Here is a 25,535-nt window from a genome sequence, read left to right as displayed (position 1 = left end):
TGTTTTCTTTTTTGCAATAAAAAATTATTGATAAACAATAAAATATTATTGTTTTTCGTTATTTTTTGAGGGGTGGCAATGAGATATTCCGTGGCATTTAATCCAGCGGGGGGCTAAATACACAGAGAATATTGAGGTGCGAGGACAACGCCCGGTCTCTTTTTACCGCAACATTGTGATAGCGCGAGATGATCAGTTTTCTGTAAAACTCAATACGCTGGTAGCGAGCGATGACATGCAGGTCACTGAGAACAAACCCAAATGCGAAGCTGAAAAGACCAATAAGCGAGCGACACGAAGACTTTTAAAAATGAAGTAAAAACGCTGCCGGAAAATGCCCCGCAATGAATCAAACTCCGCAAAGAATCACAGGCAGCTAAAAGCATCCAGGTGACTGTCCAGAACAGCTATCCAAAACAGCTATCCAAAACAGCTAAGCTAGTTTTTTGAGGCAAATTTAGCGCGCCGATTTTCTGTGTTCTGCGATGTGTTGAGCTGTAACTTTAAGGCTTCGACGAAAGAGTTGGCTTGGCGCGTCCGTGCTTAACAAACTGCCTGCACAACTTTTTAAATGCCCTGTCTGAAAACCTGGTGGCAGAATGGGGGCGATACTGGCGGACAATGAACGCTTCACTGAGCGCATTAAACTGTGTGGCGGCTTGTGGTTCCAGAGCGTTACTGACTCTATCTGCGTAGGCTTGCGGACCAAGATTCTGGCGCGCTAATCCGGTGAGTTGTTCAGCTTTGTCTGCGGCACGCTGATACCAGATACGGTTTGCCGGTGGGCGCTGACGCTGCCAGTGTGGCACAAAGTAAAGTGCCAGCAACAGTGCGATAAGCAGGCAAATGCCCAGCATCAGCCACATCAGACGTTCAGTAGTGACTTTACCTAGCAGCAGTTCCAGTAAGTTTTGTTGACGTTCGGCGTTAAAGCCCAATACCCAACGACTCCACTGGTAGTCGATTAAACTAAATACCGTACGCAGCTCTGAAAACAAAGGAAATTGCTGTAGCCTGGCCAGTTGGTTGTTGGCTAAAAATGCTGCTTCATCGACGGCTTGCTGCAAACCCAGTTCAATACGTTGCGGCGCGGCCATTGCGGTCGGATCGAAACGTACCCAGCCACGCTCGTCAAACCAGGCTTCTACCCAGGCATGCGCGTCATACTGATAAACACTAAGCACGGATGGTTGCAGGGTTTCACCGCCATGATAACCCGCTACCATTCGGCTTGGGATCCCCATTAACCGCAGCGTATAAGCCATGGCGCTGGCGTAGTGAGCACAAAAACCTTCACGGTGATTAAATAAAAAGTCGTCGACCGTATTGGTTGGCATTGGAGGTGGGGTGAGTGTGTAACTAAATTGCTGCTCAACAAAATAATTCATCACTGCATTGATTTGCGCTTGTGGGGTCGCATTATCAGCCACGATTTGCGCTGCCCAGCGCTGTGTTTTCGGGTTAATGTCGGCGTTTGCCGGTAGCTGCAGATTGATGCGCTGATCAAGACTAAACAAGCTCTGATTTTTTACCGTATCAGGGTAGGAGCGCAACCGGTAGGCGCGTTTAGAAGTGAGTGGTGTTTCGCTGACTAATTGATAATCGGCCGTTTGACGAATGGTTTCGGCGCTGCTGTGGTCGGCAGGCACGGCAACCGCAATACCAAACAACCAATGATTATTGGTGGGCTCGGCAATAACTTCGTATTGCCACCAACTGCCACTGACGGTCGGCGAAAATTCAGAATTTAAATACCGGTACTGTTGGCGAACTTGCTTTCGTAGCGGGCTGACAGTCCACTCTTTGCCATCAAAAGCCTCCAGCGTAATGGCCCGCCAGTAGCGCTCTGCAGGGGCTGGCATCGGCCCTTCAAAGGTGGCTCTGAAGGCCAGATCTGCAGAGCGGGTGAGTCTGGCAATATCGCCCGGCGACACGGCGTCACTGAGACCGGTTTCGTTGCTTTGGGCGACAGGCATTTTCCATAGTGGCGGTAACTTCGGCACAATCACAAACAGTATCAGGGTAACCGGCAATGCTTGTAAACTCATTATCAGCAGGCGTTTAGTATGCCAGGATAGCGCCTGAGATGGCGCAAAATAGCGGCCCAGAGCCACTAACAAGGCCAGCGTCAGCAGGCTGTAGAAGAGGGTCATTACCACCGACTGATGAAACGTAAAACCCACGCCCACAATAAATAAGCAGGTACAGAATAAGTGAAACAAATCCCGCGCACGATTGAGTATGATGAGTTTTAGCGCACCGGCTAATATCAGCAGGTTTACCATGGTGATAAGCAGCCCAACCTGAAAGCTGAACCACGCCAGACAAACACAACTCAATATTGCCAGTAAGTTAACCGTACGTACCGATGGTACCGGCTGGTACCAGCCGACAAACATGATCAAACGTATACCCGTCGCGCACAATGCAATCAGTAATACCCAGAACAACAAAGGCTCGTACAAACTGATGCTCAGAATGCAAAACACCGCCGCAATGAGTGCGCTGGCCAGCTGATTCTTGATGGGTTTATCAATCGGCTGCATATGCTTGCTCTGGCTGCTGATAACTGGCTAAACACTGCAGGCAGCGGTGTTTGTGAGCTTCACCGGAGGCTGGCTCTACGCTGACACTACTCAGTTTAAGGCCAAATTCATGCTGGCTGGACGATAATTTATTCACCTGAAACGCCAGCAAACTTAAGGCTTTTTCCAACGGCTCGCCGGGATAATTATCGAGACTGAGCCAGCCGCTTTTTAGCTGGGTTTGGGTAAAGTTTTTGGTGCTCAATTCGCCGCCTTTGGCGGCCTGTTTCCAGGCAACCCGATTCATCGGATCGCCGGGTTTAAACGCACGCAGCGAGTCAAATTCATCAATTCCGGTGACATCACTGGGGGCATCGCCATCCTGACCACTCATGGAGGCTAACTGCGGTATTGAAGCGACGGGATGGGGGTAGACTGTCATCGTTTGATTAAAATCCAGATGCGTCCAGCAGCGAAACAAGCCAAGTGGGTAAGTTGAGGCGATAGTCAGGCGCGGTAAGCGAAATACGCCGCGGCGCGGCGCCGGGAGCAATAATTTTACTGTTTTGTCTATGTCGGCACGGCGATTAAGGGTCGCAAGACTGGTGCCCATCAGGCCGACATGAAGGCCACCGTAAAAATTCGCGGCGCCGCGGCGGGTATCCAATTGCAGTGTCAGCAATGCATGTTCGTTCACAAATACCGGCTGGGTGCGCTTTAGCGATATGGAAAGAGAGGCAAAGTTGCGATAGGTGACAAATAAATGCAGTAAAAAAATAGCGAGTAAAAACTGACAAAGCAGAATCATCAGATTGTTTTGATAATTCGTGCCTAAAATAAAAATCCCGGCACAGGTGAGCAAAAATCCGAACCCCAGCCGACTTGGAAATACAAACACATTATTAAGGCCCAATTCGAAGCGGGGTTGCGCGGGGATGCGCTTTTGTAGCCAGCGATGCTGGAGCTTGTTAAAAGTGCCACGCATAAACGTCATCATCAGGCCGCTAGTGGATCGGTAATATCCAGCAAACGTTGGCTCAGTAACCCATCATCCCGATAGTCAGTTTGACTGCCACGCAAACGGTGTTCTGCTACCGAGGTAAAAATAGCCTGAATGTCTTCGGGCAATACGAAGTCGCGGTTGTGCAACAACGCCCAGGCCTGGGCTGCCCGCATGAGCGATTTACTGGCTCTGGGCGAAAGCGGGTAGGGGAATTCACTATTGTCACGACTCTGATTAACTAATTTGAGCAGGTAGTCGAGAATGGGCTCGCTTACATGAACCTGACTGGCCAGTCTTTGAATATCCTGAAGTTGCCCGGTGCTAAGCGCCGCCGCACCTTTGCTGGTGGCAGGCGCACTCGAACTGATGGACTCTTTTAACATTCGTTTTTCCGCATCCAAATCCGGGTAGCCAAGGCTGATGCGCATTAAAAAACGGTCGAGCTGTGATTCAGGAAGCGGGTAGGTACCCGTCTGATAACTGGGGTTTTGTGTGGCGATAACAAAAAATGGTGTCGGCAGTGGATGAGTGCTGCCGTCTACCGTTACCTGGTTTTCTTCCATGGCTTCGAGCAGCGCACTTTGCGTTTTAGGGCTGGCCCGGTTAATTTCGTCGGCCAATACAACCTGACTAAAGATCGGACCTTTGTGGAAATCGAACTGGGTTTTTGCGGTATTATAAATATTCACGCCAAGCATATCTGCCGGGAGCAGATCTGAGGTAAACTGAATGCGTGAAAACTGCAGGCCAAACACGGTTGCCAGAGCATGTGACAGCGTGGTTTTTCCCATGCCTGGTAAATCTTCAATGAGTAAATGCCCATTGGCAAGCAAACAGGTAACAGCCAGTTTAATTTGATGCTGTTTGCCAATTATCTGGCTGTCCAGATAGTCGAGTGCCTGTGTGAGATCTGGTTGCATGATATTGTCCGGAAAGAGGTTGCCACAAACGTGCGCATAGGGTTTCAATGTTTACTCTAACTGATTTACCTTTGGTTAAGGTAATCAGTCTGATACTTAAGTATAGGTGAAAAGGGGCTGATGATCTGTGTTGTGCACATTCAGGCCCTTGGGCCAGCAAACACCCGCGGTGGCTTAATAGTGCACACTAGCCGGCTGTAAACTGCTGCAAAAATTCCATGGTTGACCATTTAAAGAGCTGCGTTACTGGCTCGGGTTTATTATACTACCGGGCAAAAAAGGAAGCTGTATGAAAACAATTGAGATAGATGATGAGCTATATGCTTACATCGCGAGCCAAACTAAACATATTGGCGAAAGTGCCAGTGAGATTTTACATCGTTTACTCATTGATGAACCGGGCGTGATTACTACCGTCGTGTCTGCTGCCACAGTGAAGGCGCAAACTGTCGCTGAAACGGTTAATGTTGCCCCGACAGAAACGGTCAGTAAACCCACTAAAGCAGCCAAGGCTTTAGCACCGGCGGTGAGTAACCCCCCCGCTGCGGCAACGCACGGTGCGCCGGCATCGAAGGCCGATGAAGAGCTGTTACTCAATAATATAAGTAAAACAGCGCTGGCAAAGTTTGATAAGCGTGTTGATCAGTTTTTATATATATTGCAACAAGTGTATTTGCAACATCCCACGGACTTCAGCCAGGTTGAAACCATCATAGGCAAAAACCGCAAATACTTTGCCAGCAGTAAAGAGGCATTGCTTAATACCGGTAGCAGTACTAATCCGAAAGCCATTCCTGACAGTGGCTACTGGGTGGTAACCAACAACAATACGGCCAAGAAACTCGCCATGTTGTCGCAGGTTTTGCAGATCCTTGGATATAGCGATAAGGTAGTGAATACGGTAACTGAGAACTTTGAATCTTAGTTAAAAGGTTTAAAAACGACGGACAAAAGGATATTTTCATGGCGTTACACCCGGAAGCTGGAAAGGCCGCTGCACCGGATCAATTGATCAATGTTGCCCAACTGGTAAGTCAGTATTTTAGTTATCAACCCGATCCCTCCGATGCTGCTCAGGCAGTCAGTTTTGGCACTTCAGGCCACCGCGGGACTGCGCAACAAACCACCTTTAACGATATGCACATTGCGGCAATTTGTCAGGCGTTGGCTGAGTATCGCGCCGAACAAGACATTACTGGCCCTTTATATATTGGTAAAGATACCCACGCGTTGTCAGAACCCGCCATGATTACCGCCATTGAAGTGCTCAGCGCCAATAATGTACAGGTAGTGATTCAGCGCGCCGATAATGCGTCAATGGGGTACACGCCAACGCCGGTTATTTCGCGCACGATTATTCGTTACAACCGTGGCCGCACTGAGGGACTGGCAGACGGCGTTGTGATTACACCGTCACATAACCCACCATCAGATGGCGGTTTTAAATACAATCCACCCCACGGTGGTCCGGCGGATGGTGATGTCACAAAAATTATTCAGGAGCGAGCCAACCATTTTATTGCTCAGGGAAATAAAGCAGTTAAACGTATCGATCTTAAAGCCGCCATGGCTTCGGAGTATGTGCGCGAAGACGACTTTATGGTGCCGTATATCGAAGACCTTGCCGAGGTGGTAGATATGCAGGCCATTGCTAAGGCTGGCCTTAAACTGGGTACTGACCCGCTGGGCGGGGCCGGTATTGGCTATTGGGCGCACATTGCCGAGCACTACGGTTTAAACATCACCGTCGTGAACCCCCAGGTTGATCCGCAATTTGGTTTTATGCGTCGTGACAAAGACGGCAAGCTCCGAATGGACTGTTCCTCTGCCTATGCCATGGCGGGGCTGATTGAGCTGAAAGATAAGTTTGATCTGGCATGGGGCAACGATCCGGACTTTGACCGCCACGGTATTGTTTGTCCGAGCAGTGGCCTGATGAACCCTAATCATTATCTGGCGGTAGCGATCAATTATTTGTATCAAAATCGCCCCGAATGGCCAGCCAGTTTAAAAGTGGGTAAAACCCTGGTATCCAGCTCGATGATAGACCGGGTGGTGACTAATATGGGCCGGGAACTGGCTGAAATGCCGGTGGGCTTTAAGTGGTTTGTTGATGGTCTGTCAGACGGGTCACTTGGTTTTGCCGGTGAAGAAAGTGCCGGTGGTATTTTTCTGCAACGTAATGGCGAGACCTGGGCCACTGACAAAGACGGCTTCATTATGTGTTTGTTAGCGGCCGAAATACTGGCCGTGACCGGCAAGGATCCGGGCCAGCATTACGCCGAACTGACTAATCAGTTTGGTTCGCCGTGTTATCAGCGCGTCGACGTAGCAGCATCGCTGGAAGAAAAAGCCAAATTGTCGGCAATGGACGCCAGTGTGGTCACCAGTGAATCGCTGGCTGGTGAAACCATTACCAATGTGCAAACCCATGCACCAGGCAATAATGCCGCCATTGGTGGTGTTAAAGTGTCAACGGACAATGGTTGGTTTGCAGCCCGTCCTTCTGGTACTGAACAAATCTACAAAATTTATGCTGAAAGCTTTAACGGTGAAAGTCACTTACAGGCTTTAATTAAAGAGGCTGAACAATTAGTGGCAAAAATCATTAAATAAGCCTTCAGTAATTTCAATTTCTGTTCATGTTTGTAAATTTTGTGTAAAAAATCGACCTTGTGATTAATCGAAGGGTCGATTTTTTGTTATTTTAACAAAGATTTTACAAAAACATCTGGTTAACCCTGTTATATTCTAACTATTGAGTTGTAATTTAATTACAGATACTGCTGTGATTTACAGCTATTATTATTTTCAACCTATCAATAGTGAGACCAACACATGAGCGCGAAGAAAACCAACGTTGATCGCGGTGTGACCATCAACAAAAGCGAGTTTAAAGCAGCGGTAGTTAAGCACCTTCACTGCACGCTGGGTACTGACGAAAACAAAGCCAACAACCACGCGTGGTGGAAAGCCACTTGCGCGGCGATGCAAGAGCAAGTGTTAGAGGGCTTACGCAAGACCCAGAAAACCCACTATTTAAACGATACGCGCGCGGTGCACTATTTCTCGGCCGAATTTTTGATGGGGCGCTTGTTGTCGAATAACCTGCAAAACTTTGGTTTATTCGACGTAGCTAACGCTGCGCTGAATGAGCTTGGCATTAGTCTTAGCGATGTGTTGGAAGAAGAGCCTGATATGGCGTTGGGTAACGGCGGGCTAGGGCGCTTAGCTGCTTGTTTTATTGATTCACTGGCGACAATGGAGTTACCGGCCATTGGTTACGGTATTCACTATGAGCACGGTTTATTCCGTCAGGAAATTCAGGCCGGTGCGCAAATAGAACGGCCGGACAGTTGGCGTGACTACGGCAACCCATGGGAAATTTGCCGTCCTGAGTCGATTCAGGAAGTTTCATTGTATGGATATGTCGAAACCAAGTACGGTGAGAATGGCCGTATTCAAAAAGAATGGCATCCGGGCCACATCGTGAAAGGCATACCCTGGGATATTCCGGTAGTGGGTTATGGCGGTAAAACCGTTAACGTTCTGCGTTTATGGCAAAGTAAAGCGTCAGGTTACTTTAACTGGGATGTATTCAACGCGGGCGGCTATGTCGATGCGCAGGTCGAGAACGTACAAGCTGAAACCATCTCGAAAGTACTGTACCCGAATGATGAAACCGAAGCGGGTAAAGAGCTTCGCTTAATCCAGCAATATTTCTTTTGTGCCTGTTCCCTCAAAGACATTATTCGTCGCTACAAGCGCGCTCATGGCGACGACTGGAGCCGTTTTGTTGATCAAGTGGTTATTCAGCTTAATGACACCCATCCGGCCATTGCCATTCCCGAATTAATGCGTATTTTGGTGGACCGTGCTGAGCTTGACTGGGATAAAGCCTGGGCGATCTGTACCAAAGTGTTTGCCTACACTAACCACACATTACTGCCTGAAGCGCTGGAAAGATGGCCGGCTAGAATGCTGGAAAAAATTCTGCCGCGACACTTGGAAATCATTTACGAAATCAACCATCGCTTTATGAAAGAGGTCGACAAAAAGTGGCCGGGTGATAACAGCGTAAAAGCCAGGCTTTCGATTATTGAAGAAGGCCCGGAAAAAATGGTACGCATGGGGCATTTGTCGGTGGTCGGCTCTTATGCCGTAAACGGCGTTGCTGAGCTACATTCGCGTCTGGTGAAAGAGAATCTGTTTCCGGAATTTGACCAGCTGTGGCCGGGCAAGCTCACCAATGTTACCAATGGCATCACGCCGAGACGCTGGTTAAAAACCTGTAACCCGGCGCTATCGAAACTGATCGATAGTAAAGTCGGCGATGACTGGCCTCTCGACCTTAAAAAGCTTGCGGGTATCGAAAAATACGCGTCCAATAAAACGTTTCAAAAACAGTTTATGCAGGTCAAGCTGCAAAACAAAAAAGTGCTGGCCGAAGAGATCAAACAATCGCTGGGTATTGACGTGGATACCGATGCTATTTTTGATGTTCAGATCAAACGGCTTCACGAATACAAGCGTCAGCATTTAGCGCTGCTATATATTATGGCATTGTATCGTCGCCTGCTCGAAAACCCCGATTATGATATGCATCCGCGGGTGTTTATTTTTGGTGCCAAAGCCGCGCCGGGTTACAAGCTGGCAAAAGATATCATTTTTGCCATCAATAAAGTGGCCGATAAAATTAACAATGACGCGCGGGTCAATCAGAAACTTAAAGTTGCATTTTTACCCAATTACCGTGTATCACTGGCAGAAAAAATGATCCCTGCCGCCGATGTGTCTGAGCAAATCAGTACCGCCGGCAAAGAAGCATCGGGAACCGGTAATATGAAACTTGCCTTAAATGGTGCGGTTACCATTGGCACTCTGGATGGCGCTAATATCGAGATTGCTGAAGAAGTGGGTGATGAGAATATCTTTATCTTCGGTCTGACCGTCGATGAAGTGAAAGCGCTCAAGGCATCAGGTTATAAACCTTATGACTACTACTACAAGAACGCCGAAATTAAGGCCGTGCTTGACTGGCTTGAAACCGACTACTTTACGCCGGGTAAACCAGGTGCCCTGGCATCCATCAAACAAAGCTTGTTGGACCATGGTGATCAATATCTGGTATTGGCCGACTACGAAGCCTACTCAGAAGCGCAGGAAGCGGTTGATAAAGCCTACAGAGACAAAGAGCGTTGGGCCAGAATGGCAATTATTAACACCGCTAAAATGGGTAAGTTTACTTCAGATCGATCGATAAAAGATTATGTCGAGCGGATTTGGAAGCTCAATGCGTGCCCGGTAGTAAAAGAGTAATTCAGGCAGTAACTGACGACGAGTCAAACGCTACGTCATCATTATAAAAAGCTGCGCGTGTCGCAGCTTTTTTGCTATTTGATGCGTTGTTGTGCAATTTCGCTGCTACAAAAAGCTTCTTTATAGCACCAAAAAATACGGTGGTATGGGGCAGGATACAGCAATCTTCTTGCATACTTACAGCGTCGATGGTCTTATACTGCCAGAGTAATTTATGTGTCATTACTGGCCTATTAAGGTATATGAAGTCATGCAGCAGTCTCACCTTTCGATGGCGACAATTCCAAATCGGTACGCATTTATCGATAAGGTAGCCAGTTGTGGCGCTCAGCATCAACAGCTGTCGTTAATGCTGATTGACGTGGTGCGTTTTTCAGATGTAACAACCAGTTTTGGCATTGAAGTTGGCGATCAGTTTTTATTAGAGATTGCTAATCGCTTGCAACAGCTTTTTAAGCATGACATGGAATTTGGCCGCATTAGTGGTGACGTGTTCGGTGTGGTGCTGCCAGGTGTGCATTCGCAGGTACTTCTGCAACAGCAGTTCGAATACATCGTTGAGCATTTTAAGTCGCCGCTTTATTACGATGGTCATGCCTTTATTGCTGACTTTAATGTTGGTGTTGTGAGTTTATCCACGGGGCAATTTGATCTCACCTTGTTTGTTTCACGCGCCGAAGCTGCGCTCAAACAAGCCAAAGAAAGCAAATACCAGAATTACTCTCAGTTAACCATGCACGACTGTGCCGCAACCGGCAGAAGTCTGGCTCTTAAAGCGGATCTGCGCCGGGCGCTGGTGCGCGATGAACTCGAGCTGTATTATCAACCTAAGGTAGACTTGCACTCATTGAAGGTCATTGGCGCCGAATGTTTGCTGCGCTGGAACCATCCTACCGATGGCTTGCTCTTTCCCGGAGCGCTCATCGAAGCTGCAGAGTCCTACAACATGATGAATGAGTTGGGCTACTGGACGCTGGAATCAGCATTCAGAGCGTTAGTGGGCTTTGACATGGAAGGGCTCAATCTTGCTCTGTCAGTGAATATCTCTCCCACCCAACTTTATGATACCCAATTAGTGGCCAACCTGCAGTTGCTGAGTCATCAGTATAATATTGAGTTGTCCCGAATTGAGTTGGAGCTGACCGAAGATGTGGCGTTGTCGAATTCTTTGATGGTTAAAAAACAACTCGCTGAATTACATGCGATGGGACTCAAAATTTCCGTCGACGATTTTGGTAAAGGCTACTCAAACCTTGCTTACATTCGCGATCTCACTATTGATGCGTTGAAAATTGACAAGACCTTTGTCATGGAATTAACCGACAATCCGGTGAATCGTGCGATCATTGAAGCAGCCAGGTTAATTGGTACAGCCAAGCACTGTGAAGTGATTGCCGAAGGTATTGAAACCATTGAGCAACTGCATATTTTACGCGAGATCGGCATTGCTACAGGGCAGGGGTTTTTGTTTTCCAAAGCGATTCCTTACCGCCAGTTTATACAATTAGCCCAAAGCGATATCATTGTGGGCGGTTCGCCTGCCAGACAAAAAATTGCATAGCGGGCTACATATCGCCTGCTTAGCCGGTTAGTTTGTGTGTATACAAGCCACAGTCATTGTCTTTTTACGCTGGTTAGATAACAGTTTGGTAAGTGCCTTTTCGGCACGCGGTTAACAGGGTAAACTGTGCCTACCATCCAGAACCAGTAATGTATTACCTATGGATTCATCTTTTCTGGCAAACGGCCAGTTTCTGCATTTATCACGTTTCCAGCCGGAAACATTCGCCAATCAGGCAAGCCTAACATTACCCAATCACACCACCATTGATATTCTTGCACCGGGTATTGTGGAGGTCACACCTGCCTCTCAGGCTGGCAAGTTCATTGTGTTGTCTTGCGGTGTTCATGGTAATGAAACTGCGCCTATTGAGATCTGCTCAGATATGCTCGATGCGATTGTCGAGGGAACAATTATCGTACAGCACAAGATATTAATGATATTCGGTAATTTACCTGCAATGAACGCAGGCGAGCGGTTTATTGAAGAAAATATGAACCGTTTATTTAGTGGTGCTCATCAAAACGGCTCGTCACCTGAACGTCAGCGCGCTAAATTACTCGAAGACACCGTGGCACAGTTTTTTGCTAAGGCGGTGGGGGGCGAAGAGCGGCTCCATTACGATTTACACACCGCGATCCGTGACTCTAAAAATGACAAATTTGTGGTCATGCCGTATTTGGGCGATGGCCGCCTGCCAAGCGCCAAACAGTTTGGCTTTTTGGCGGCGTGTGGCGTGGACACTTTTTTATTGTCTTCGGCACCGACCACCACGTTCAGTTATTTCTCTTCGGCTCAGTTTAAGGCGCGGGGCTTTACCGTTGAGCTGGGCAAGGTCAGGCCGTTTGGCGAGAACGATATGCGCAGCTTTGCGGCGGCCAGAGCGTCGTTAACCGCACTGGTCAGTGAAACTGATTATGCGCCTGCAGCAACTATGAGTGAACTGTTAGTATACAAAGTAAATCAGGTGATTAACCGCCAGCATAAAGATTTTGCGTTGCATTTTAGCGACGATGCCCCCAACTTTACCGATTTTAAGCAAGGAACGCTACTGGCGTCTGAGCCCGGCGCAGAATATGTTGCGCAGCAGGATGGCGAAGCTATCGTCTTTCCCAACGCGAAAGTCGCGCTGGGACAGCGGGCCTTGCTGACGGTTGTACCAACCACTCTGGAGACATTGGATGTTTGAGCTTGACCCTGTATTAGCGGCAGACACGCTGCATGTTGGTGATTTACCCCTTTGTCGGGTATTGTTGATGAATGACAGCCAGTATCCCTGGCTCATTTTAGTACCACGCAGATCCCAAGCAGTAGAGCTGACTGATCTGGATGACGCAGACTATCAGCAATACTGTCGTGAGAGTCGTCATGTGGCAAGCGTTATGATGGCATTATACAAAGGCCAAAAAATGAATATCGCGGCGCTGGGAAATGTGGTGTCGCAACTGCATATTCATCACGTGGTGCGCTTTCATGACGATGCAGCGTGGCCTGCGCCTGTGTGGGGTAAACTGCCACCAGTACGGTATGCTAAAGAGACAAGCCAGCACCAACTGGCGCAACTACAACGGGTAATTTTTGAGGAAACGTTATGATTTTAACCACCACCCCAACCATCGAAGGCAAATCGATTAGTGCCTATCACGGAATTGTTATTGGCGAAGCAATTATGGGCGCCAATTTGTTTAAAGACTTATTTGCCTCTATTCGGGACATTGTTGGCGGTCGTTCTGGCTCATACGAAGATGAGTTAACCAAAGCACGGCAAATTGCGTTTCGCGAATTAGAGCAGGAAGCGCTGGGCATGGGTGCGAATGCCGTGGTAGGGATCGATTTGGATTATGAGATCCTGGGCGACAAGAACAGCATGCTAATGGTCAGCATTAGCGGCACAGCGGTCACCGTTGAGTAACTGACCCGGCGTGACTCAACGCTTATCGGGCTTTGCGTCACTGCCGTGTTCCACGTTTGTTTTTGCTGCTGTGGTTGAGCGGGGGGAGTTTTCATCGTCATTTTCCGCCTCAGGCTTAACCTCAACCTCCGGCTCAGCCTCAGAACGCGACGCACTGGGTGGCGTGTAGGTTTTGGGCATTTTAAATTTGGCACTGTATTTTAACAGCATAATGTTACTAACAATAACGCCCAGCACAATGGCTATAATGCCGATAACCGCCCATGTACTCATTGTTCGACAACCCCCTCATTTAACACAAAACGCGGATAAAGTTCATCCAGTAAGCGCAGTATAGTCGCTTTTCCCTCTATTGGCGCATTGCGCAAATGAGCATGGAGCGCCTGTTGACTGCGAACAGCTTCGAAGGGTTCGGCACTGCTGGCATGTGACAGGTGCCAGAGTTCGGTGGCTACGCCGCCTTTGTCGGTGAGAAACGGACGGTAAAAACCAAACGCTTCAAGGTGCTGTGCCATCCATTGGGCCAGAGCATAGCAGGGGCCACCCTGACGATACTCACTATCGACCATGTCGAACCGGCCACCACAGGCTTGTACCGAGGCGCGATCGTAGACATCCAGATCGGTGCCCCAGTGATGACGGCTGCCCCCCGGAAGTGCCGACCAGATGAGGATTGCATAGACTTTGTCGGTATCACTCAATGCGGCGGTATCAAGCGTGTTTCCGTCATGATCATAAAGCGGCAGCTCACCGTGCCATTTGCGGTTCCAAATAGATAACTGACGCTCAAAGCTGCGATAGCTGCTGGCGATCTGGATATCCTGACCCATTTCCAACGCGGCCTGCTGCATGGCGCTGAATGCGTCGGCAACTGCCGGCAGCAGTCGGTGTGTCTGGTTTATGTTGACCAGTGCCGATTCATCATTGCCAAGCCAGGCTGAGCGTAGATTCATGTCAGCAGGTTCTCCAGCAGGCGATAATAAATGCGCTCTAAATGATAAAGGTCGTTAATACGTACATGTTCATCAATTTTGTGGATGGTTGCATTGACCGGACCAAGTTCAACCACTTGCGCACCGGTTGGGGCAATAAAGCGGCCGTCCGATGTGCCGCCGGCGGTGGACAAGCAGGTTTCAAAGTCCATTTCAGTGTAAATGGCTTTTTGTGTAGCAGTGAGTAAATCGCCACTGTCGGTTAAGAAGGGCTGACCATTAAAGGTCCACTTGATGGTGTATTCAAGATTATGCCGGGTAAGAATATCTTCTACTTTCGCTATCAGTTGCTGATCGGTGACCTCAGTCGAAAAGCGAAAATTAAAACACACATGAAGCTCGCCAGGGATCACGTTACCGGCACCCGTGCCGCCGTGAATATTGGAGATCTGAAAGCTGGTGGGCGGAAAAAACTCGTTGCCGTTATCCCAGTGAGCGCTGGCAAGCTCATCCAGAGCAGGGGCTGCCTGATGCACCGGGTTGCGGGCTAAATGAGGATAGGCAACATGGCCCTGAATACCCTTCACCACCAGATCGCCGGTAAGGGAGCCGCGTCGCCCGTTTTTGACCACATCTCCCACTACCTCGGTACTGGAGGGTTCGCCCACCACGCACCAGGTGATTTTTTCGTTACGCGCTTCTAATGTATCAATGACCCGGGTAGTACCGTTAATAAACGGGCCTTCTTCGTCGCTGGTAATTAAATACGCAATACTGCCATGATGGTCGGGGTAGTCGGCGACAAACTGACGGGTAGCGGCCATCATGGCGGCCAGACTGCCTTTCATATCCGCTGCACCACGGCCGTGTAAGTTGCCGTCTTTTTCGGTGGCCACAAAGGGCGGTGTTTGCCAGGCGTCTTCTGGCCCTGATGGCACCACATCGGTATGCCCGGCAAAACAAAAAACCGGCCCTTGTGTGCCGCGCCGCGACCACAGGTTGGTGGTATCTTCAAAAACCAGGGTTTCGTTGTTAAAGCCGCTGGCCGCCAGCCAGTCTTTCATAAAATCCTGACACCCCGCGTCTTCGGGCGTCACAGAACGACGATTAATCAGTTCTTTGGCAAGCGCCAGTACGTCGGTCATAGGTCAAATACCTCTGCATACTGCACCGTATTAAAACCCAGATGAAAGTCGTCCTTAACGGCCAGTAACGGGCGTTTAATCATCGCCGGATGCTCTTGCAGTAACGCCAGTGCCGTGGCGGCCGACAAAGATTCCTTTTGGCTATCGGTTAGTTTGCGGTACGTCGTGCCGCGTTTATTAACCAGGTTTTCCCAGCCAAGGTTGGCGATGGCCTGAGACAATACATCCGCGGGGACGCCCTGTTTACGGTAATCATGAAAGGTAAAATCTATGTCATGCTCCGTTAGCCAGTTTTTTGCTTTTTTAATGGTATCGCAGTTGGCAATACCGTACATCACTACAGTCATGCAGCCGCCTTATATTGTACTTAATTTGCGGCAAGTCTAGCTTGCCTTAATAGCGCTTGTAAATGATGCGCGCTTACTATGAAAATTTTTATCAGTTGCAGTAATTATGACACAGTCCGGTGCAGTTTTTTTATCTATTTAATTGTGGTAGACCATTGTGAGTTCATATGTGGCAAGGGCTTTAGCGCGCTTTTGCGAACCGGCATGACCTGTGCACAGGTAAGTATGTTACAAGTTTTCTTAGACAATGTTTAAGTTAGCTTTCAGTCCAGTGTGGAAAGGCGTCAGATGGCGCTGACATTGGTATTAGCATTTACTGTTAACGCGGAGGAATCAATGAGCATTGTAAAAACAGCATCAGCTCACTACAAACCACTAGGCAAAAAAGGGCAGGGCAAAGTAAGCACGCAGAGCGGCGCGCTGGCCAATCAGCCGTATGGTTTTAATACTCGATTCGAAGACAAGGCCGGTACCAATCCAGAAGAACTGTTAGGGAGTTCACACGCCAGTTGTTTTGCTATGGCTTTATCGTTTGGCCTGGCCGAAGCCGGTTACGAGCATGGCGAATTATCAGTTGAGGCGCATGTTACGCTGGATAAAGACGGCGATGGCTTTAAGATTACTAAATCAGATTTAGTGCTCGATGCGATTGTCGATAATATCGACCCGGATGATTTTGTTGCCATTGCCAACGATGCCAAGGAAAACTGTCCGATATCCAAAGTCATCAATGCACCGATTACGCTGACACATACTTTGAACAAAGGCTAAAACACCCTTAGCTGGTAAAGTCAGCAAACTAGGTTTGTTACGCACCAGCCGCTAGGCGAAGAGCGTAAGAAACCCTGCTTCACCCGCTCTGACTGAGCTGCCCGGTATAATCTGCAGGGCGCTCAGTTTGCCGGTGTTCAGCAAGGTAATAATGCACGCCGGAACGCCGCCATTCAGTTTTATCCACAGCGGATCGCAATGGGCGACAATCGTTCCCGCCTGGCATCGCTGACCCACTTTAACATTAAACCGAAGTCTCTCTCCCAGCACAATGGCGCCGGGCTCACCAAGCTGGAGCAGTATTTTAAGGCCTTTGGTGCTAACCAGTCTCAACTGTGCCTTTGCCACATCAACTTTTTCTACTACGCAATCGAGGGGCGCAAGTACGTCTCCCCTGTTCATTATTATGGCAACACCATCACCGAGTAAGCCGTTACAACACAATGGATGCGTTAAGGTATGAAGGGGCGTAATGTCACCCGTTGCCGGTGCGATGAGACGCATAACCGCCTTTGAATCGGAAGGAGGATGGGTAGTAATTTTACTCTTTAAAATGGCAGGCATAGTTGCTTGTTTATTGATTATCCGGGGTTACTTTATCAGTTAACAACACGTTGCGCACAGCGTAAATTTTTCGCCTGTGGGTTATCCACTATATCTGTGGATAACTTTGTTGAGTAGTTATGGTGTAGTTAGTAATATACTGAAAAATATAGCTTTTTAAAACTGTATATAATGTGCGCAGTGGGTGGGTGTGCATAAATCATAGTAACAATCCAGACTTTTTAAAAAGAAATTTGCATCGTTAGTGAATCACTTAACCTGTACTACAGGATTATTTACCTCTACTGACTGTTAGGATAGGATTAATACCAAAATAAAACGAATAATTTAACAGGTTTACACATTTTGGGAATGCCGCTAGATATTTATGCCGGGCCGTCGGCAATGCGACGGATTGAGCAAGAGGGCTTAAGTCCCGGTTTGTTTTCACACATACTGGGCGCATCAGGCGGACCCAAATGGTTTGTGCTGGCGGGTATCGATCGCGTACTGTTTCCCGAATTTTTTGCTACCTCAACCAAACCGCTGAATGTGATTGGCTCCTCTGCCGGCGCCTTCAGGGCTGCCTGTTTTGTGCAGCAGGATCCTGCGGCAGCAATAAACCGCCTGGCGGATACCTATTCCCAAACAGTCTATTCTGCTAAACCGAGTGCCGAAGAAATCACTGAAAAGGCCCGCGATCTCATTGACAACGTTATGGGCCAGGAAGGGGTAATGGATGTGTTAACCAATAAGCGGGTGAAGTTACACGTTATTGCGGCGCGTTGTCATGGGCTGATGCGGCACTATGGTAAGTACCGGCAATTAGCGGGGCTTGGCCTGAGTGCTGCTGCGAATGCGATGGATCGGCGTTTATTGCAAAAACTCTACACCCGCAGCGTGTTTTCAGCGCCTGATAGTTGCCTGTCTATCACCGACCCATACCGGCTACCCACCGAATTTATAGCGCTGGGTTACAACAACGTTAAGGATGCACTACTGGCATCAGGTTCTATTCCGTTGGTGCTTACCGGCGTTGAGCGCATGGTGGCAGCACCTGCCGGCATGTACCGCGATGGCGGCATTATCGATTACCATTTTGATTTATCCTTTGGGCCGGATAACGGCTTGGTTCTGTATCCGCACTTTTATCCCCAGGCTATTCCCGGCTGGTTTGATAAACGACTCAAACGCCGAATACCTCATGCAGCCAGTTTTGATAATGTGGTGATGCTGGTGCCCTCAGATGAGTTTGTTGCATCCTTACCTTATGGCAAAATTCCGGATCGCAAAGACTTTGAAACCATGGATGCTTCCACCCGGATTAAATACTGGCAAAGGGTAATCAGCGAGTCGAACCGACTGGGAGAGTGTTTTATTGATATTGTCCGTAGAGGCAGCATTGCAGAGGTTATTCAACCATTACCCTTTTTATGCAAAGCGTCTTAGCAGAGCGGGGGTAGGAGTGCGGCTGATTAAACAACAAGCAATTAAAAACAAATAGCGAAATTTATACTTGCACAGCGCCCGTGGCATCGCTATTATACGCGCCATTCGGTGACCACCGATGCACAATATGCGTCTATAGCTCAGTTGGTTAGAGCGCTACCTTGACATGGTAGAGGTCCCCTGTTCGAGTCAGGGTAGACGCACCATCTATATATACAGTCTTTCTATCGAATCAATTCCAACCTGACAAAACCCTGATACTTTGTGGTTTTTTAACTCGTTCCCGATGAATTGCCGTCTGTTTAGTGCCGCGCGTTGCAATGTTTATGATTTACTTGCTATTCCAGCGCAGCGCCATGCGGTGCAGCGGCGCATGGCGTAGATCCCATAGCCACGCTATGACCGACTCAACCGCTCGGTGCCGGGATGCGCTAGTCATCATCCTGTAACAGCGATGACTGGCTTCAGGCACTGTTAATACTGCTAACGCTTAGAAGTGTCGATGTTAAACAGTGCTAACTTGCACGCATAAATGAACTCACTGCATGAATAACCCCGCGTAATTCTGCCAGGCCCTTCATTCGGCCCATATAGCCATAACCAGGTTTTACGCCGGGCTGATTGAGTTCATCTTCGAGTAAATGTCCGTGGTCCGGGCGCATGGGAATATTACCAAGTATTGACGTTTCGCCCTTTGACGTGCGCCGTGCTTCTTCGCTCAACAGTGCCTGTACAATGCCTACCATATCGTTGTCACCGCCGAGGTGGTCGGCTTCGTAAAAAGAGCCGTCAGCCTCTCTGGTCACATTGCGCAGGTGCACAAAATACACGCGCTCGGCAAATTCTTTTACCATGGCGACCAAATCGTTGTCACCCCGGGCACCAAAACTGCCGGCGCACATGGTGAGGCCATTGGCTACACTGGGACAGGCATCCAGCACTTTGCGGGCATCTTCGGCAGTTGATACAACCCGCGGTAAGCCAAATAACGAAAACGGTGGATCGTCAGGGTGTATACACATTCTGGCGCCGACTGACTCTGCAACCGGGATCACTGCCTGTAAAAACTTGCGTAAGTTTTCTCTGAAACCCTCGGTGCCCAGAGCAATAAATTGTTCGATGGCCCCGCGAATTGTGTCGCGGGTATATGAGCCTTCGCCGCCGGGTAATCCGGCAATAATATTCTTTTCAAGCTCTAAACGGGCTGCGTCAGATAACCCGGCAAATTTGTTTTCGGCCTTTTTTACCACTTCAGGAGAGTAAGACTCACGGGCGCCATCGCGCTGCAGAATAAAAATGTCGTAGGCCGCAAAGTCGGTCATTTCAAAACGCAATGCGTGGCTTTGGTTGGGCAGTTGATACATTAAATTGGTGCGGGTCCAGTCAACCACCGGCATAAAGTTATAACAGATAGTATACACACCGCATTCAGCGGCGTTTTTTACCGATGTTTTGTAGTTTTCGATGAGCTGCTGGTAGTTACCGGTGCGGGTTTTTATATCGTTGTGCACAGGTATACTCTCGATAACCTCCCACGTTAGCCCTTCTGATTCAATCAACTGCTTACGCGCTATGATATCTTCTTTGTGCCACACATCGCCGGTTGCCACTTCATGCAATGATGTCACAATCCCGGTTGCGCCGGCCTGTTTGATTTTCTTCAGGGTTATAGCGTCGTCTGGTCCGAACCATCTCCACGTTTCTATCACGAGATCTACCTTTTAAAATACTTACTGATAAAGCACACGTATGCCTGCGATACTTTTGACCAACAATGTTGCAGCCAGATCTTTTCGCATTGAACCGACGGTAAAGATCTGCCAAGGACGTCGCATGCTGGTAATGGTTGGTTGCAATCACTATTATCGGGCTCAGTGTATAGTGCTATGTTCTGCTGTAAATTAATTTATTTGATTGTTTGCTTACTTTAACCAGCGTATGAACAATGATTTGGTTATTGGCGAAGGGCTGTGTTCACGTTGTGCAATGCCGGCTAACAAAAGTCCGGTGCGCTTTAAGCCCCCCGTTTAAGACTGGGGGGGGGCTAATACCTGTGATGCCGCGAATACCTAAGTGTTTGAGCGCTAGTAGTGCGCTCAACTCTTTGCCTGTTCACGCAGCAGCGAGACAATCGTCGGCAAGTCATTTTGTTCGGCTATTTCGATGGGCGTCAGCCGCGGCGGGACATAGCTTTGGGTTTTAAAGTTCGCCTCATAGCGCCATGTCAGGGTTGAAGCTTCGCTTACTTGTCTGGGGTCAGCGCCTAATGCCAGCAATGCCGACACCAGTTCAGCCTGGTTGGCCCGAACGGCAGCGTGCAGTAGCTGGTATCCCTCGCGGTCAAAGTCACTCAGGATAGTGGCAATGGCGTCAGGGGCGAGCAGGCTTTTGAGTTCCCGTGCATACCAGGTTAAAAAGTCATAGTTGTGGGTATAGACAGCCAGTTGGGTGGCGGTTGTGCCGTCTTTTGCCGTTGCAAGTACATCGGCACCGCGTGATATTGCCGCTTTAACGACATCCAGTTGTTGGCTTTTTATCGCAAAAAACAGCGGGCTGTAGCCTTGATTGGTTTGCTGATTAATGTCGGCGCCGGCATCAACCAGGTAGTGTAAGTTATCTACCCTACCAGCATTCGCAGCCCACATTAACGGAGTTTGCCCTGCACTGTTTGCGTTATTGATATTGGCGCCATCCCGTACCATTCGGGCCAGAATATCAACCGGCGCTGAGCCAGCACACAGGTGCAAAGCGCTGGTGCCATCCTCAATGGCGCGATTGGGATCGCCCCCGCGATCGAGCAACGCGTTAATAATGGCCGGGTTACCGTATCGGCACGCCTGGATCATCGGGCTAAAGCGGTTGCTGTTGGCAATATGCACCGCTGCGCCTTTGTTCAGTAATAGATTAACCAAGTCCGGGGTCTGGGTTTCAATGGCCCAGGCAAGCAAGGTCGAGCGATCCGGCAGCGGCCGGTTTACATCAATCATGCTGCTTAACTTATCAACCAGGGCAACGTCTAAATTTAACATAGCGTGTTTCGTTTGTAACACTAACTCATCGTGCCTGAGGCTGGTTAATTCAGGTGCTACCGACACCGGCGGCGACTCACTGGTACAGGCCACGCCATTGAGCACCATGACAGTCAGTATGGCTGATGCGAGGTATCTTTTGTTGTTTGCTGCTTTGAACACCCGTTGTATTGTTCTGCTCATAATTACCATCAAGACCTCACGACACTAAACCGGCGAGCGGTTCTGAACTGTCACCAAAGCTGTTTACCGGCACGCCCATTTGCTGCAATACCGTCAGCAGCAGATTACACATAGGGGTATGTTTTTGGGCAGCGATATGCCGCCCTCCTTGCAGGCCGCCGCCGGCCAGGATAATGGGTAAGTCCATATGGTCATGCTCATTAGACTCGCCAATACAGGCACCGCGAATAACAAATGTATTGTCGAGTAAGGTGGACTCGCCATCGGGTATGCTGGCCATTTTTTCCAGATAGTCGGCGAATAACTGCATGTGATACGCATTAATGCGCACCAGCTTATCGATTTTCACCGGTACATTGGCATGATGACTCAACGCGTGATGGCCGTCAGGAATACCCAAATTAGTATAGGCGTGATTGCTTAACTCGCGTCCCAGCATAAAGGTGCTAACGCGGGTCATGTCGGTCTGCAAAGCCAACATTTGTAAATCCAGCATAATTTTGACGTGTTCCTCGTAATCGGCAGGAATGTTCGCCGGCACCGACAAGTCATCCAGATTCATTTCTATTGAGGTTTCCTGTGCTTTGGCAATACGCCGCTCTACATCGCGAATGGATTCGAGAAACTGGTCCATTTTGTGGCGATCGTTGCTGCCCAACCGGCGGTTAAGCCGGTTGGCTTCGTCATTAATAAAGTCGAGAATGCTGCCTTTATGCGCCAGGCGCATTTGGCGGGTTTTTTCGTCGATTTTATTGCCATCGCCAAACAGGTGTTCAAACACGTCACTGGGCGTCACCATGGCCGGTAACGCCTGGGTTGGGCTCTTCCAGGAAATAGTATTGGTATAGGTACAGCTGTAATTAATATCACAACTGCCAAGTAAACTGGGGGGTTCAATGCCTAGCTCCAGCGAGGCCAGCTGAGTGTCTTTAGCAAAATAGCTGGCGGCAACCTGATCGGCTGAAATGCCGCAATATATATCGGCGCCTTCGGTTGCTTTGGCGTGGGCGCCGGTTAAAAATGCCGGGCAACTGCGACCATGACCGGCTGGCGGCGCGCCAAAGGCACTGGCCTGATAGTGCGCCAGGCCCGATATTACCGAAAACTTGTCACGCACCTTAGCCAGGGGCTTTAAAATCTCGGTCATCTCGTAATTTTTGCCCACCACGGTTGGTGTATAGCGTTGCATGCGAACACCATTGGGCGAATAGAAGACGGTCATGCGCTTGGGGCGCTCTTGTGCCGATGCGGCTGCTGCAACGGGTACTAAAGACTCCATGACAGGCAATGCAACGGTTACGCCCAGACCACGTAAAAAGGTGCGCCTCGATAAACCAGTGCTAGCGTGTTTCGGCGATCTGTTGTGTGTCATCATGCGCCTCTGGTGCTTTTTTAAAATTAAAAGGAAGGCTGGTTACTACCGCCTCGATAATACTGTGCATGCGATAATTTTCGCTACCAGCCTGCCTGGCAATCTTGCGGATGGTGGGCTGATCGTAGGCTTCCAGCCCTCTGCCAAGGGCGTAGGTCAGTAATCGCTCAATAAAAGCTTCGGTAAAGCGTTCCCGTTTATTCCATAACACTGTGTGTAAGCCTTGTAACCCTTCAAAGTGGGTGCCATCTGGCATTTGCGCGGTGACGTCGATGGGTTGATTGGCGTAGGTTGTTCTGAAAGCGCCAACGGCATCGTACTTTTCCAGTGCCAGGCCGAGGGGGTCCATGCGAACATGGCATGCTGCACAGACCGGATCGGCCCGGTGGCGCTTTAATTGCTCTCTGGCAGACAGGGCCATGCCATCGTGTTCAGCCACTAACGCCGGTACGTCGGGTGGAGGTGGTGGAGGGCTGGCGGCTAACAGGTTATCCAGTATCCATTTGCCCCGTTTGACCGGCGAGGTGTGATTGGGGTTAGACGTCAGGGTTAAGATACTTGCCTGACCTAACAAGCCGCCCCGTTGGGTGTGTTCCGCTAAGTTTACTTTACGAAACGCATGGCCTCTAACACCTTCAATACCATAATGACTGGCCAGGCGCTCGTTCAGATAGCTGTAGTCTGCATTAAGAAAGTCAAAGATTGGCTGGTTATCTTTTACTATGCGCGTAAAAAACAGTTCAGTTTCGCGCCGTATCGACTGTTTGAGCGGTACATTAAATTGTGGAAACGCAAATACGTCCGGAAAATGATAGGGCAGGTTGCGTAAATACAGCCATTGGCCGGCAAAATTCTCTGTCAGGGCACTGGCTTTATCAGATGCCAGCATGCGCTTGATTTGCTGGCGCAGGATATCCGGCTCTCTGAGCGTGCCGTTTGCGGCTAAATCTGTCAGTACCTGATCTGGCAGGCTGCTCCACAGGAACAGGGCAAGTCGGGCAGCAAACTCAAAATCATTAATTTTATAAACGGTGCCCGCGGCAATGTGCTCTGGCGTGGGCTCCTGCAGGTATAAAAAGCCCGGTGATACGAGCAGTGCCTGAATCGTTTTGGCGATACTGGCGGTAAAATCGAGATCCTTTCTTACCGTCTTAAATACATTGAGTAACGGTTGAATATCGGCTTCATTGGCAGGTCTGCGATAGGCGTGGGCGGACAACCTGGCAATAATATCCCTGGCGCAGTCAACTTCCGCTATTGAGTTTTGTGGCTCGCTGGCAGGTGCGCAAACAAAGATTTTACGCATACTGGGGGTTTGGTTTAACGCATAACCCGCGGCTGGATCAGCTTGGTCAGTGGCGTGTTGCAAGGGGCCAATGACCTCGATTTCGAGCACGTCGCGTAAAAAGGCAGCTTGAGAAAACCGCTCTGACATATGGTAGGAGGGCACGGTTGTCGAATGAACGCGCGCGCCATCAACAATAAAGTCCAGGGTGAGTTCGTCTGGCGCGCGGTCGGGTAGCACCACATAGCTGGTACCCTGACGGACTTTTGGTACATGTTCTTGCAGGGCCAGTTCTTTACGAAAAGCCATACCAATATGATGACTGCCAGCGGGCAGGGTTACTTTATAACTGTAGCGGTGAATGTCTAACCGGTCGACTTCGTTATTGGTGTTGGCATTAATAAAGCCGGCAATTTCATAAACACCGCTTACCGGTGCGTAAAACCTGAAGCTGCCACCGCCTCTGGAGTCCAGTGGCAGTTGGTCACTCATGCGCAGATCAAACGATGGTATACCGCTGTTTTTGACCGCGCCATCTTTGGGGATAAGGTAACTGACTTTGCTGGCGGTATCACCTGCCAATCCGGTGGCCAGACGGCTGACTTTTGCGGCAACAAACAGGTAGCGCTCCAGTAACGTTGTGGAGACGCCCAATACATCAGCATTATTGTCGAAACCGTAGCCCGAATCATCGCCGGGTAATGACGCACTAATATCTACATCCAGAGCCAGCAGTGCGCTGACCGAGTTGGCATACTCTCTGCGGTTCAGCCGGCGCAGCGTGGCGCGGCCCGGGTTGGGGTTCTGTTCGCTGTAGGTATCTAAGGAGCCCTCTAACCATTGAATTAACGAGACTTTTTCCTGTCGGGTGAGTTGTTTTTTATCGGCTGGCGGCATATCGCCCATTTCAATTGCTTTTAGAATGGATTCCCAGCGGGGCTGATGCTTGCCGTGCGAAATATCACTGATATCAATGTCTTCGATAGACCAGTTGCCGTCAAAGATATAATCGTTATGACAGCCTTCGCATTTATCATAAAGCACATCGTAAGCCTGAGCCTGGGTAAAATCCACGTGCTGGCGCTGCGCAAAAGCGGCAGGCACCTGCCCCAGGAATATAGTCCCGACTAAAAGACACCAAAACCAAGCGCAAAATTGATTGCCAACGCGAGGTAAGACCCAATTTAGGGAGGAATAAACGATCATTTGCACTCTCTTTGCACATTTGCAAGGTTAACT

General features: G+C 49.2%; 22 protein-coding genes and 1 tRNA gene. 10 read left to right on the top strand and 13 right to left on the bottom strand.

The features are described 5' to 3' along the window. Nucleotides 1-503 precede the first annotated feature (503 nt). The 3 genes from OIK42_RS12110 to OIK42_RS12100 are packed head-to-tail and all read right to left on the bottom strand — an operon-like array spanning nucleotide 504 to nucleotide 4,448. On the bottom strand, nucleotides 504-2,546 hold the full coding sequence (locus OIK42_RS12110) for a transglutaminase TgpA family protein (RefSeq protein ID WP_273640852.1): 2,043 nt from the start codon (nucleotides 2,544-2,546) through the stop codon (nucleotides 504-506). After that, nucleotides 2,533-3,510, bottom strand: coding sequence for a DUF58 domain-containing protein (locus tag OIK42_RS12105; RefSeq protein ID WP_273640850.1), 978 nt, complete (start codon nucleotides 3,508-3,510; stop codon nucleotides 2,533-2,535). Before OIK42_RS12105 ends, OIK42_RS12110 begins: the two co-directional genes overlap by 14 nt. Nucleotides 3,511-3,521: 11 nt before the next feature. Continuing rightward, the gene (locus OIK42_RS12100) at nucleotides 3,522-4,448 is read right to left on the bottom strand and encodes an AAA family ATPase (RefSeq protein WP_273640849.1); all 927 of its coding nucleotides are present in this window, start codon (nucleotides 4,446-4,448) and stop codon (nucleotides 3,522-3,524) included. Nucleotides 4,449-4,737: 289 nt separating this feature from the next. Here OIK42_RS12100 and OIK42_RS12095 point away from each other — a divergent pair, with 289 nt between their 5' ends. The 3 genes from OIK42_RS12095 (at nucleotide 4,738) to OIK42_RS12085 (ending at nucleotide 9,767) form a co-directional block, all read left to right on the top strand. Beyond that, on the top strand, nucleotides 4,738-5,373 hold the full coding sequence (locus OIK42_RS12095) for a SeqA protein (protein ID WP_273640848.1): 636 nt from the start codon (nucleotides 4,738-4,740) through the stop codon (nucleotides 5,371-5,373). A gap of 38 nt (nucleotides 5,374-5,411) precedes the next feature. Then, nucleotides 5,412-7,064: a phosphoglucomutase (alpha-D-glucose-1,6-bisphosphate-dependent) gene (gene pgm, locus OIK42_RS12090; RefSeq protein ID WP_273640846.1), complete on the top strand. Its 1,653-nt coding sequence runs from the start codon at nucleotides 5,412-5,414 to the stop codon at nucleotides 7,062-7,064. A 222-nt stretch (nucleotides 7,065-7,286) separates the two neighbouring features. Continuing rightward, nucleotides 7,287-9,767, top strand: a complete 2,481-nt coding sequence (locus tag OIK42_RS12085) for a glycogen/starch/alpha-glucan phosphorylase (protein ID WP_273640844.1) — start codon at nucleotides 7,287-7,289, stop codon at nucleotides 9,765-9,767. A gap of 1 nt (nucleotide 9,768) precedes the next feature. On the opposite strand, the gene OIK42_RS12080 is transcribed toward OIK42_RS12085, so the two are convergent. Next, nucleotides 9,769-9,990 carry a hypothetical protein gene (locus OIK42_RS12080; protein ID WP_273640842.1) on the bottom strand — a complete coding sequence of 74 codons (222 nt, stop codon included), beginning with the start codon at nucleotides 9,988-9,990 and terminating at the stop codon, nucleotides 9,769-9,771. Nucleotides 9,991-10,017: 27 nt separating this feature from the next. On the opposite strand from OIK42_RS12080, the gene OIK42_RS12075 reads away from it, so the two are divergent. The 4 genes from OIK42_RS12075 to OIK42_RS12060 all read left to right on the top strand — a co-directional run bounded on the left by OIK42_RS12075 (nucleotide 10,018) and on the right by OIK42_RS12060 (nucleotide 13,240). After that, nucleotides 10,018-11,328, top strand: coding sequence for a putative bifunctional diguanylate cyclase/phosphodiesterase (locus OIK42_RS12075; RefSeq protein ID WP_273640841.1), 1,311 nt, complete (start codon nucleotides 10,018-10,020; stop codon nucleotides 11,326-11,328). Nucleotides 11,329-11,488: 160 nt separating this feature from the next. Next, nucleotides 11,489-12,517 (top strand): succinylglutamate desuccinylase, encoded by a 1,029-nt coding sequence (astE, locus tag OIK42_RS12070; protein WP_273640839.1) that lies wholly within the window; start codon nucleotides 11,489-11,491, stop codon nucleotides 12,515-12,517. After that, the gene (locus tag OIK42_RS12065; protein ID WP_273640837.1) at nucleotides 12,510-12,923 is read left to right on the top strand and encodes an HIT domain-containing protein; all 414 of its coding nucleotides are present in this window, start codon (nucleotides 12,510-12,512) and stop codon (nucleotides 12,921-12,923) included. The genes astE and OIK42_RS12065 overlap by 8 nt, the downstream gene beginning before the upstream one ends. Continuing rightward, nucleotides 12,920-13,240: a heavy metal-binding domain-containing protein gene (locus tag OIK42_RS12060; RefSeq protein ID WP_273640835.1), complete on the top strand. Its 321-nt coding sequence runs from the start codon at nucleotides 12,920-12,922 to the stop codon at nucleotides 13,238-13,240. The genes OIK42_RS12065 and OIK42_RS12060 overlap by 4 nt, the downstream gene beginning before the upstream one ends. Before the next feature lie 15 nt (nucleotides 13,241-13,255). Here the strand turns inward: OIK42_RS12060 and OIK42_RS12055 are convergent, their stop codons facing one another. Genes OIK42_RS12055 through OIK42_RS12040 form a run of 4 tightly spaced genes read right to left on the bottom strand, consistent with a single transcriptional unit; the run spans nucleotide 13,256 to nucleotide 15,664 of the window. After that, a complete protein-coding gene (locus OIK42_RS12055) occupies nucleotides 13,256-13,513 on the bottom strand; it encodes a DUF2897 family protein (protein ID WP_273640834.1) in 258 nt (85 codons plus the stop codon). After that, nucleotides 13,510-14,193 (bottom strand): M15 family metallopeptidase, encoded by a 684-nt coding sequence (locus tag OIK42_RS12050; protein ID WP_273640832.1) that lies wholly within the window; start codon nucleotides 14,191-14,193, stop codon nucleotides 13,510-13,512. The genes OIK42_RS12055 and OIK42_RS12050 overlap by 4 nt, the downstream gene beginning before the upstream one ends. Further along, on the bottom strand, nucleotides 14,190-15,317 hold the full coding sequence (gene dapE, locus OIK42_RS12045; RefSeq protein WP_273640830.1) for a succinyl-diaminopimelate desuccinylase: 1,128 nt from the start codon (nucleotides 15,315-15,317) through the stop codon (nucleotides 14,190-14,192). The genes OIK42_RS12050 and dapE overlap by 4 nt, the downstream gene beginning before the upstream one ends. Beyond that, on the bottom strand, nucleotides 15,314-15,664 hold the full coding sequence (locus OIK42_RS12040) for an ArsC family reductase (RefSeq protein ID WP_273640828.1): 351 nt from the start codon (nucleotides 15,662-15,664) through the stop codon (nucleotides 15,314-15,316). The genes dapE and OIK42_RS12040 overlap by 4 nt, the downstream gene beginning before the upstream one ends. 336 nt (nucleotides 15,665-16,000) lie before the next feature. Here OIK42_RS12040 and OIK42_RS12035 point away from each other — a divergent pair, with 336 nt between their 5' ends. Next, nucleotides 16,001-16,435: an OsmC family protein gene (locus OIK42_RS12035; RefSeq protein ID WP_273640826.1), complete on the top strand. Its 435-nt coding sequence runs from the start codon at nucleotides 16,001-16,003 to the stop codon at nucleotides 16,433-16,435. A gap of 51 nt (nucleotides 16,436-16,486) precedes the next feature. Here OIK42_RS12035 and OIK42_RS12030 read toward each other — a convergent pair whose 3' ends face one another. Continuing rightward, on the bottom strand, nucleotides 16,487-16,939 hold the full coding sequence (locus tag OIK42_RS12030) for a PTS glucose transporter subunit IIA (protein ID WP_273640824.1): 453 nt from the start codon (nucleotides 16,937-16,939) through the stop codon (nucleotides 16,487-16,489). A gap of 411 nt (nucleotides 16,940-17,350) precedes the next feature. On the opposite strand from OIK42_RS12030, the gene OIK42_RS12025 reads away from it, so the two are divergent. Together OIK42_RS12025 and OIK42_RS12020 are read left to right on the top strand one after the other, a co-directional pair. Continuing rightward, nucleotides 17,351-18,427 (top strand): patatin-like phospholipase family protein, encoded by a 1,077-nt coding sequence (locus tag OIK42_RS12025; RefSeq protein WP_273640823.1) that lies wholly within the window; start codon nucleotides 17,351-17,353, stop codon nucleotides 18,425-18,427. Between the two features lie 129 nt (nucleotides 18,428-18,556). After that, nucleotides 18,557-18,633 (top strand) — tRNA-Val (locus tag OIK42_RS12020). Nucleotides 18,634-18,942: 309 nt separating this feature from the next. On the opposite strand, the gene uxuA is transcribed toward OIK42_RS12020, so the two are convergent. The 4 genes from uxuA to OIK42_RS12000 all read right to left on the bottom strand — a co-directional run bounded on the left by uxuA (nucleotide 18,943) and on the right by OIK42_RS12000 (nucleotide 25,400). After that, nucleotides 18,943-20,136 carry a mannonate dehydratase gene (gene uxuA, locus OIK42_RS12015; RefSeq protein ID WP_273640821.1) on the bottom strand — a complete coding sequence of 398 codons (1,194 nt, stop codon included), beginning with the start codon at nucleotides 20,134-20,136 and terminating at the stop codon, nucleotides 18,943-18,945. A gap of 387 nt (nucleotides 20,137-20,523) precedes the next feature. Next, nucleotides 20,524-21,639: an ankyrin repeat domain-containing protein gene (locus OIK42_RS12010; protein ID WP_273640819.1), complete on the bottom strand. Its 1,116-nt coding sequence runs from the start codon at nucleotides 21,637-21,639 to the stop codon at nucleotides 20,524-20,526. A gap of 16 nt (nucleotides 21,640-21,655) precedes the next feature. Next, nucleotides 21,656-23,014 carry a DUF1552 domain-containing protein gene (locus tag OIK42_RS12005; protein ID WP_273640817.1) on the bottom strand — a complete coding sequence of 453 codons (1,359 nt, stop codon included), beginning with the start codon at nucleotides 23,012-23,014 and terminating at the stop codon, nucleotides 21,656-21,658. After that, nucleotides 22,980-25,400: a DUF1592 domain-containing protein gene (locus OIK42_RS12000; RefSeq protein ID WP_273640816.1), complete on the bottom strand. Its 2,421-nt coding sequence runs from the start codon at nucleotides 25,398-25,400 to the stop codon at nucleotides 22,980-22,982. The genes OIK42_RS12005 and OIK42_RS12000 overlap by 35 nt, the downstream gene beginning before the upstream one ends. Nucleotides 25,401-25,535 lie beyond the last annotated feature (135 nt).

This window comes from Alteromonas gilva (assembly GCF_028595265.1).
GTDB classification, from domain to species: Bacteria; Pseudomonadota; Gammaproteobacteria; order Enterobacterales; family Alteromonadaceae; genus Alteromonas; species Alteromonas gilva.
This window is presented reverse-complemented; position numbering and strand designations above follow the sequence as displayed.

Bases quoted from the DNA above. Each gene is read 5' to 3' on its own strand.
- OIK42_RS12110 (WP_273640852.1), bottom strand. From the start codon at position 2,546: ATGCAGCCGATTGATAAACCCATCAAGAATCAGCTGGCCAGCGCACTC.
- OIK42_RS12105 (WP_273640850.1), bottom strand. From the start codon at position 3,510: ATGCGTGGCACTTTTAACAAGCTCCAGCATCGCTGGCTACAAAAGCGC.
- OIK42_RS12100 (WP_273640849.1), bottom strand. From the start codon at position 4,448: ATGCAACCAGATCTCACACAGGCACTCGACTATCTGGACAGCCAGATA.
- OIK42_RS12095 (WP_273640848.1), top strand. From the start codon at position 4,738: ATGAAAACAATTGAGATAGATGATGAGCTATATGCTTACATCGCGAGC.
- pgm (WP_273640846.1), top strand. From the start codon at position 5,412: ATGGCGTTACACCCGGAAGCTGGAAAGGCCGCTGCACCGGATCAATTG.
- OIK42_RS12085 (WP_273640844.1), top strand. From the start codon at position 7,287: ATGAGCGCGAAGAAAACCAACGTTGATCGCGGTGTGACCATCAACAAA.
- OIK42_RS12080 (WP_273640842.1), bottom strand. From the start codon at position 9,990: ATGACACATAAATTACTCTGGCAGTATAAGACCATCGACGCTGTAAGT.
- OIK42_RS12075 (WP_273640841.1), top strand. From the start codon at position 10,018: ATGCAGCAGTCTCACCTTTCGATGGCGACAATTCCAAATCGGTACGCA.
- astE (WP_273640839.1), top strand. From the start codon at position 11,489: ATGGATTCATCTTTTCTGGCAAACGGCCAGTTTCTGCATTTATCACGT.
- OIK42_RS12065 (WP_273640837.1), top strand. From the start codon at position 12,510: ATGTTTGAGCTTGACCCTGTATTAGCGGCAGACACGCTGCATGTTGGT.
- OIK42_RS12060 (WP_273640835.1), top strand. From the start codon at position 12,920: ATGATTTTAACCACCACCCCAACCATCGAAGGCAAATCGATTAGTGCC.
- OIK42_RS12055 (WP_273640834.1), bottom strand. From the start codon at position 13,513: ATGAGTACATGGGCGGTTATCGGCATTATAGCCATTGTGCTGGGCGTT.
- OIK42_RS12050 (WP_273640832.1), bottom strand. From the start codon at position 14,193: ATGAATCTACGCTCAGCCTGGCTTGGCAATGATGAATCGGCACTGGTC.
- dapE (WP_273640830.1), bottom strand. From the start codon at position 15,317: ATGACCGACGTACTGGCGCTTGCCAAAGAACTGATTAATCGTCGTTCT.
- OIK42_RS12040 (WP_273640828.1), bottom strand. From the start codon at position 15,664: ATGACTGTAGTGATGTACGGTATTGCCAACTGCGATACCATTAAAAAA.
- OIK42_RS12035 (WP_273640826.1), top strand. From the start codon at position 16,001: ATGAGCATTGTAAAAACAGCATCAGCTCACTACAAACCACTAGGCAAA.
- OIK42_RS12030 (WP_273640824.1), bottom strand. From the start codon at position 16,939: ATGCGTCTCATCGCACCGGCAACGGGTGACATTACGCCCCTTCATACC.
- OIK42_RS12025 (WP_273640823.1), top strand. From the start codon at position 17,351: ATGCCGCTAGATATTTATGCCGGGCCGTCGGCAATGCGACGGATTGAG.
- OIK42_RS12010 (WP_273640819.1), bottom strand. From the start codon at position 21,639: ATGAGCAGAACAATACAACGGGTGTTCAAAGCAGCAAACAACAAAAGA.
- OIK42_RS12005 (WP_273640817.1), bottom strand. From the start codon at position 23,014: ATGATGACACACAACAGATCGCCGAAACACGCTAGCACTGGTTTATCG.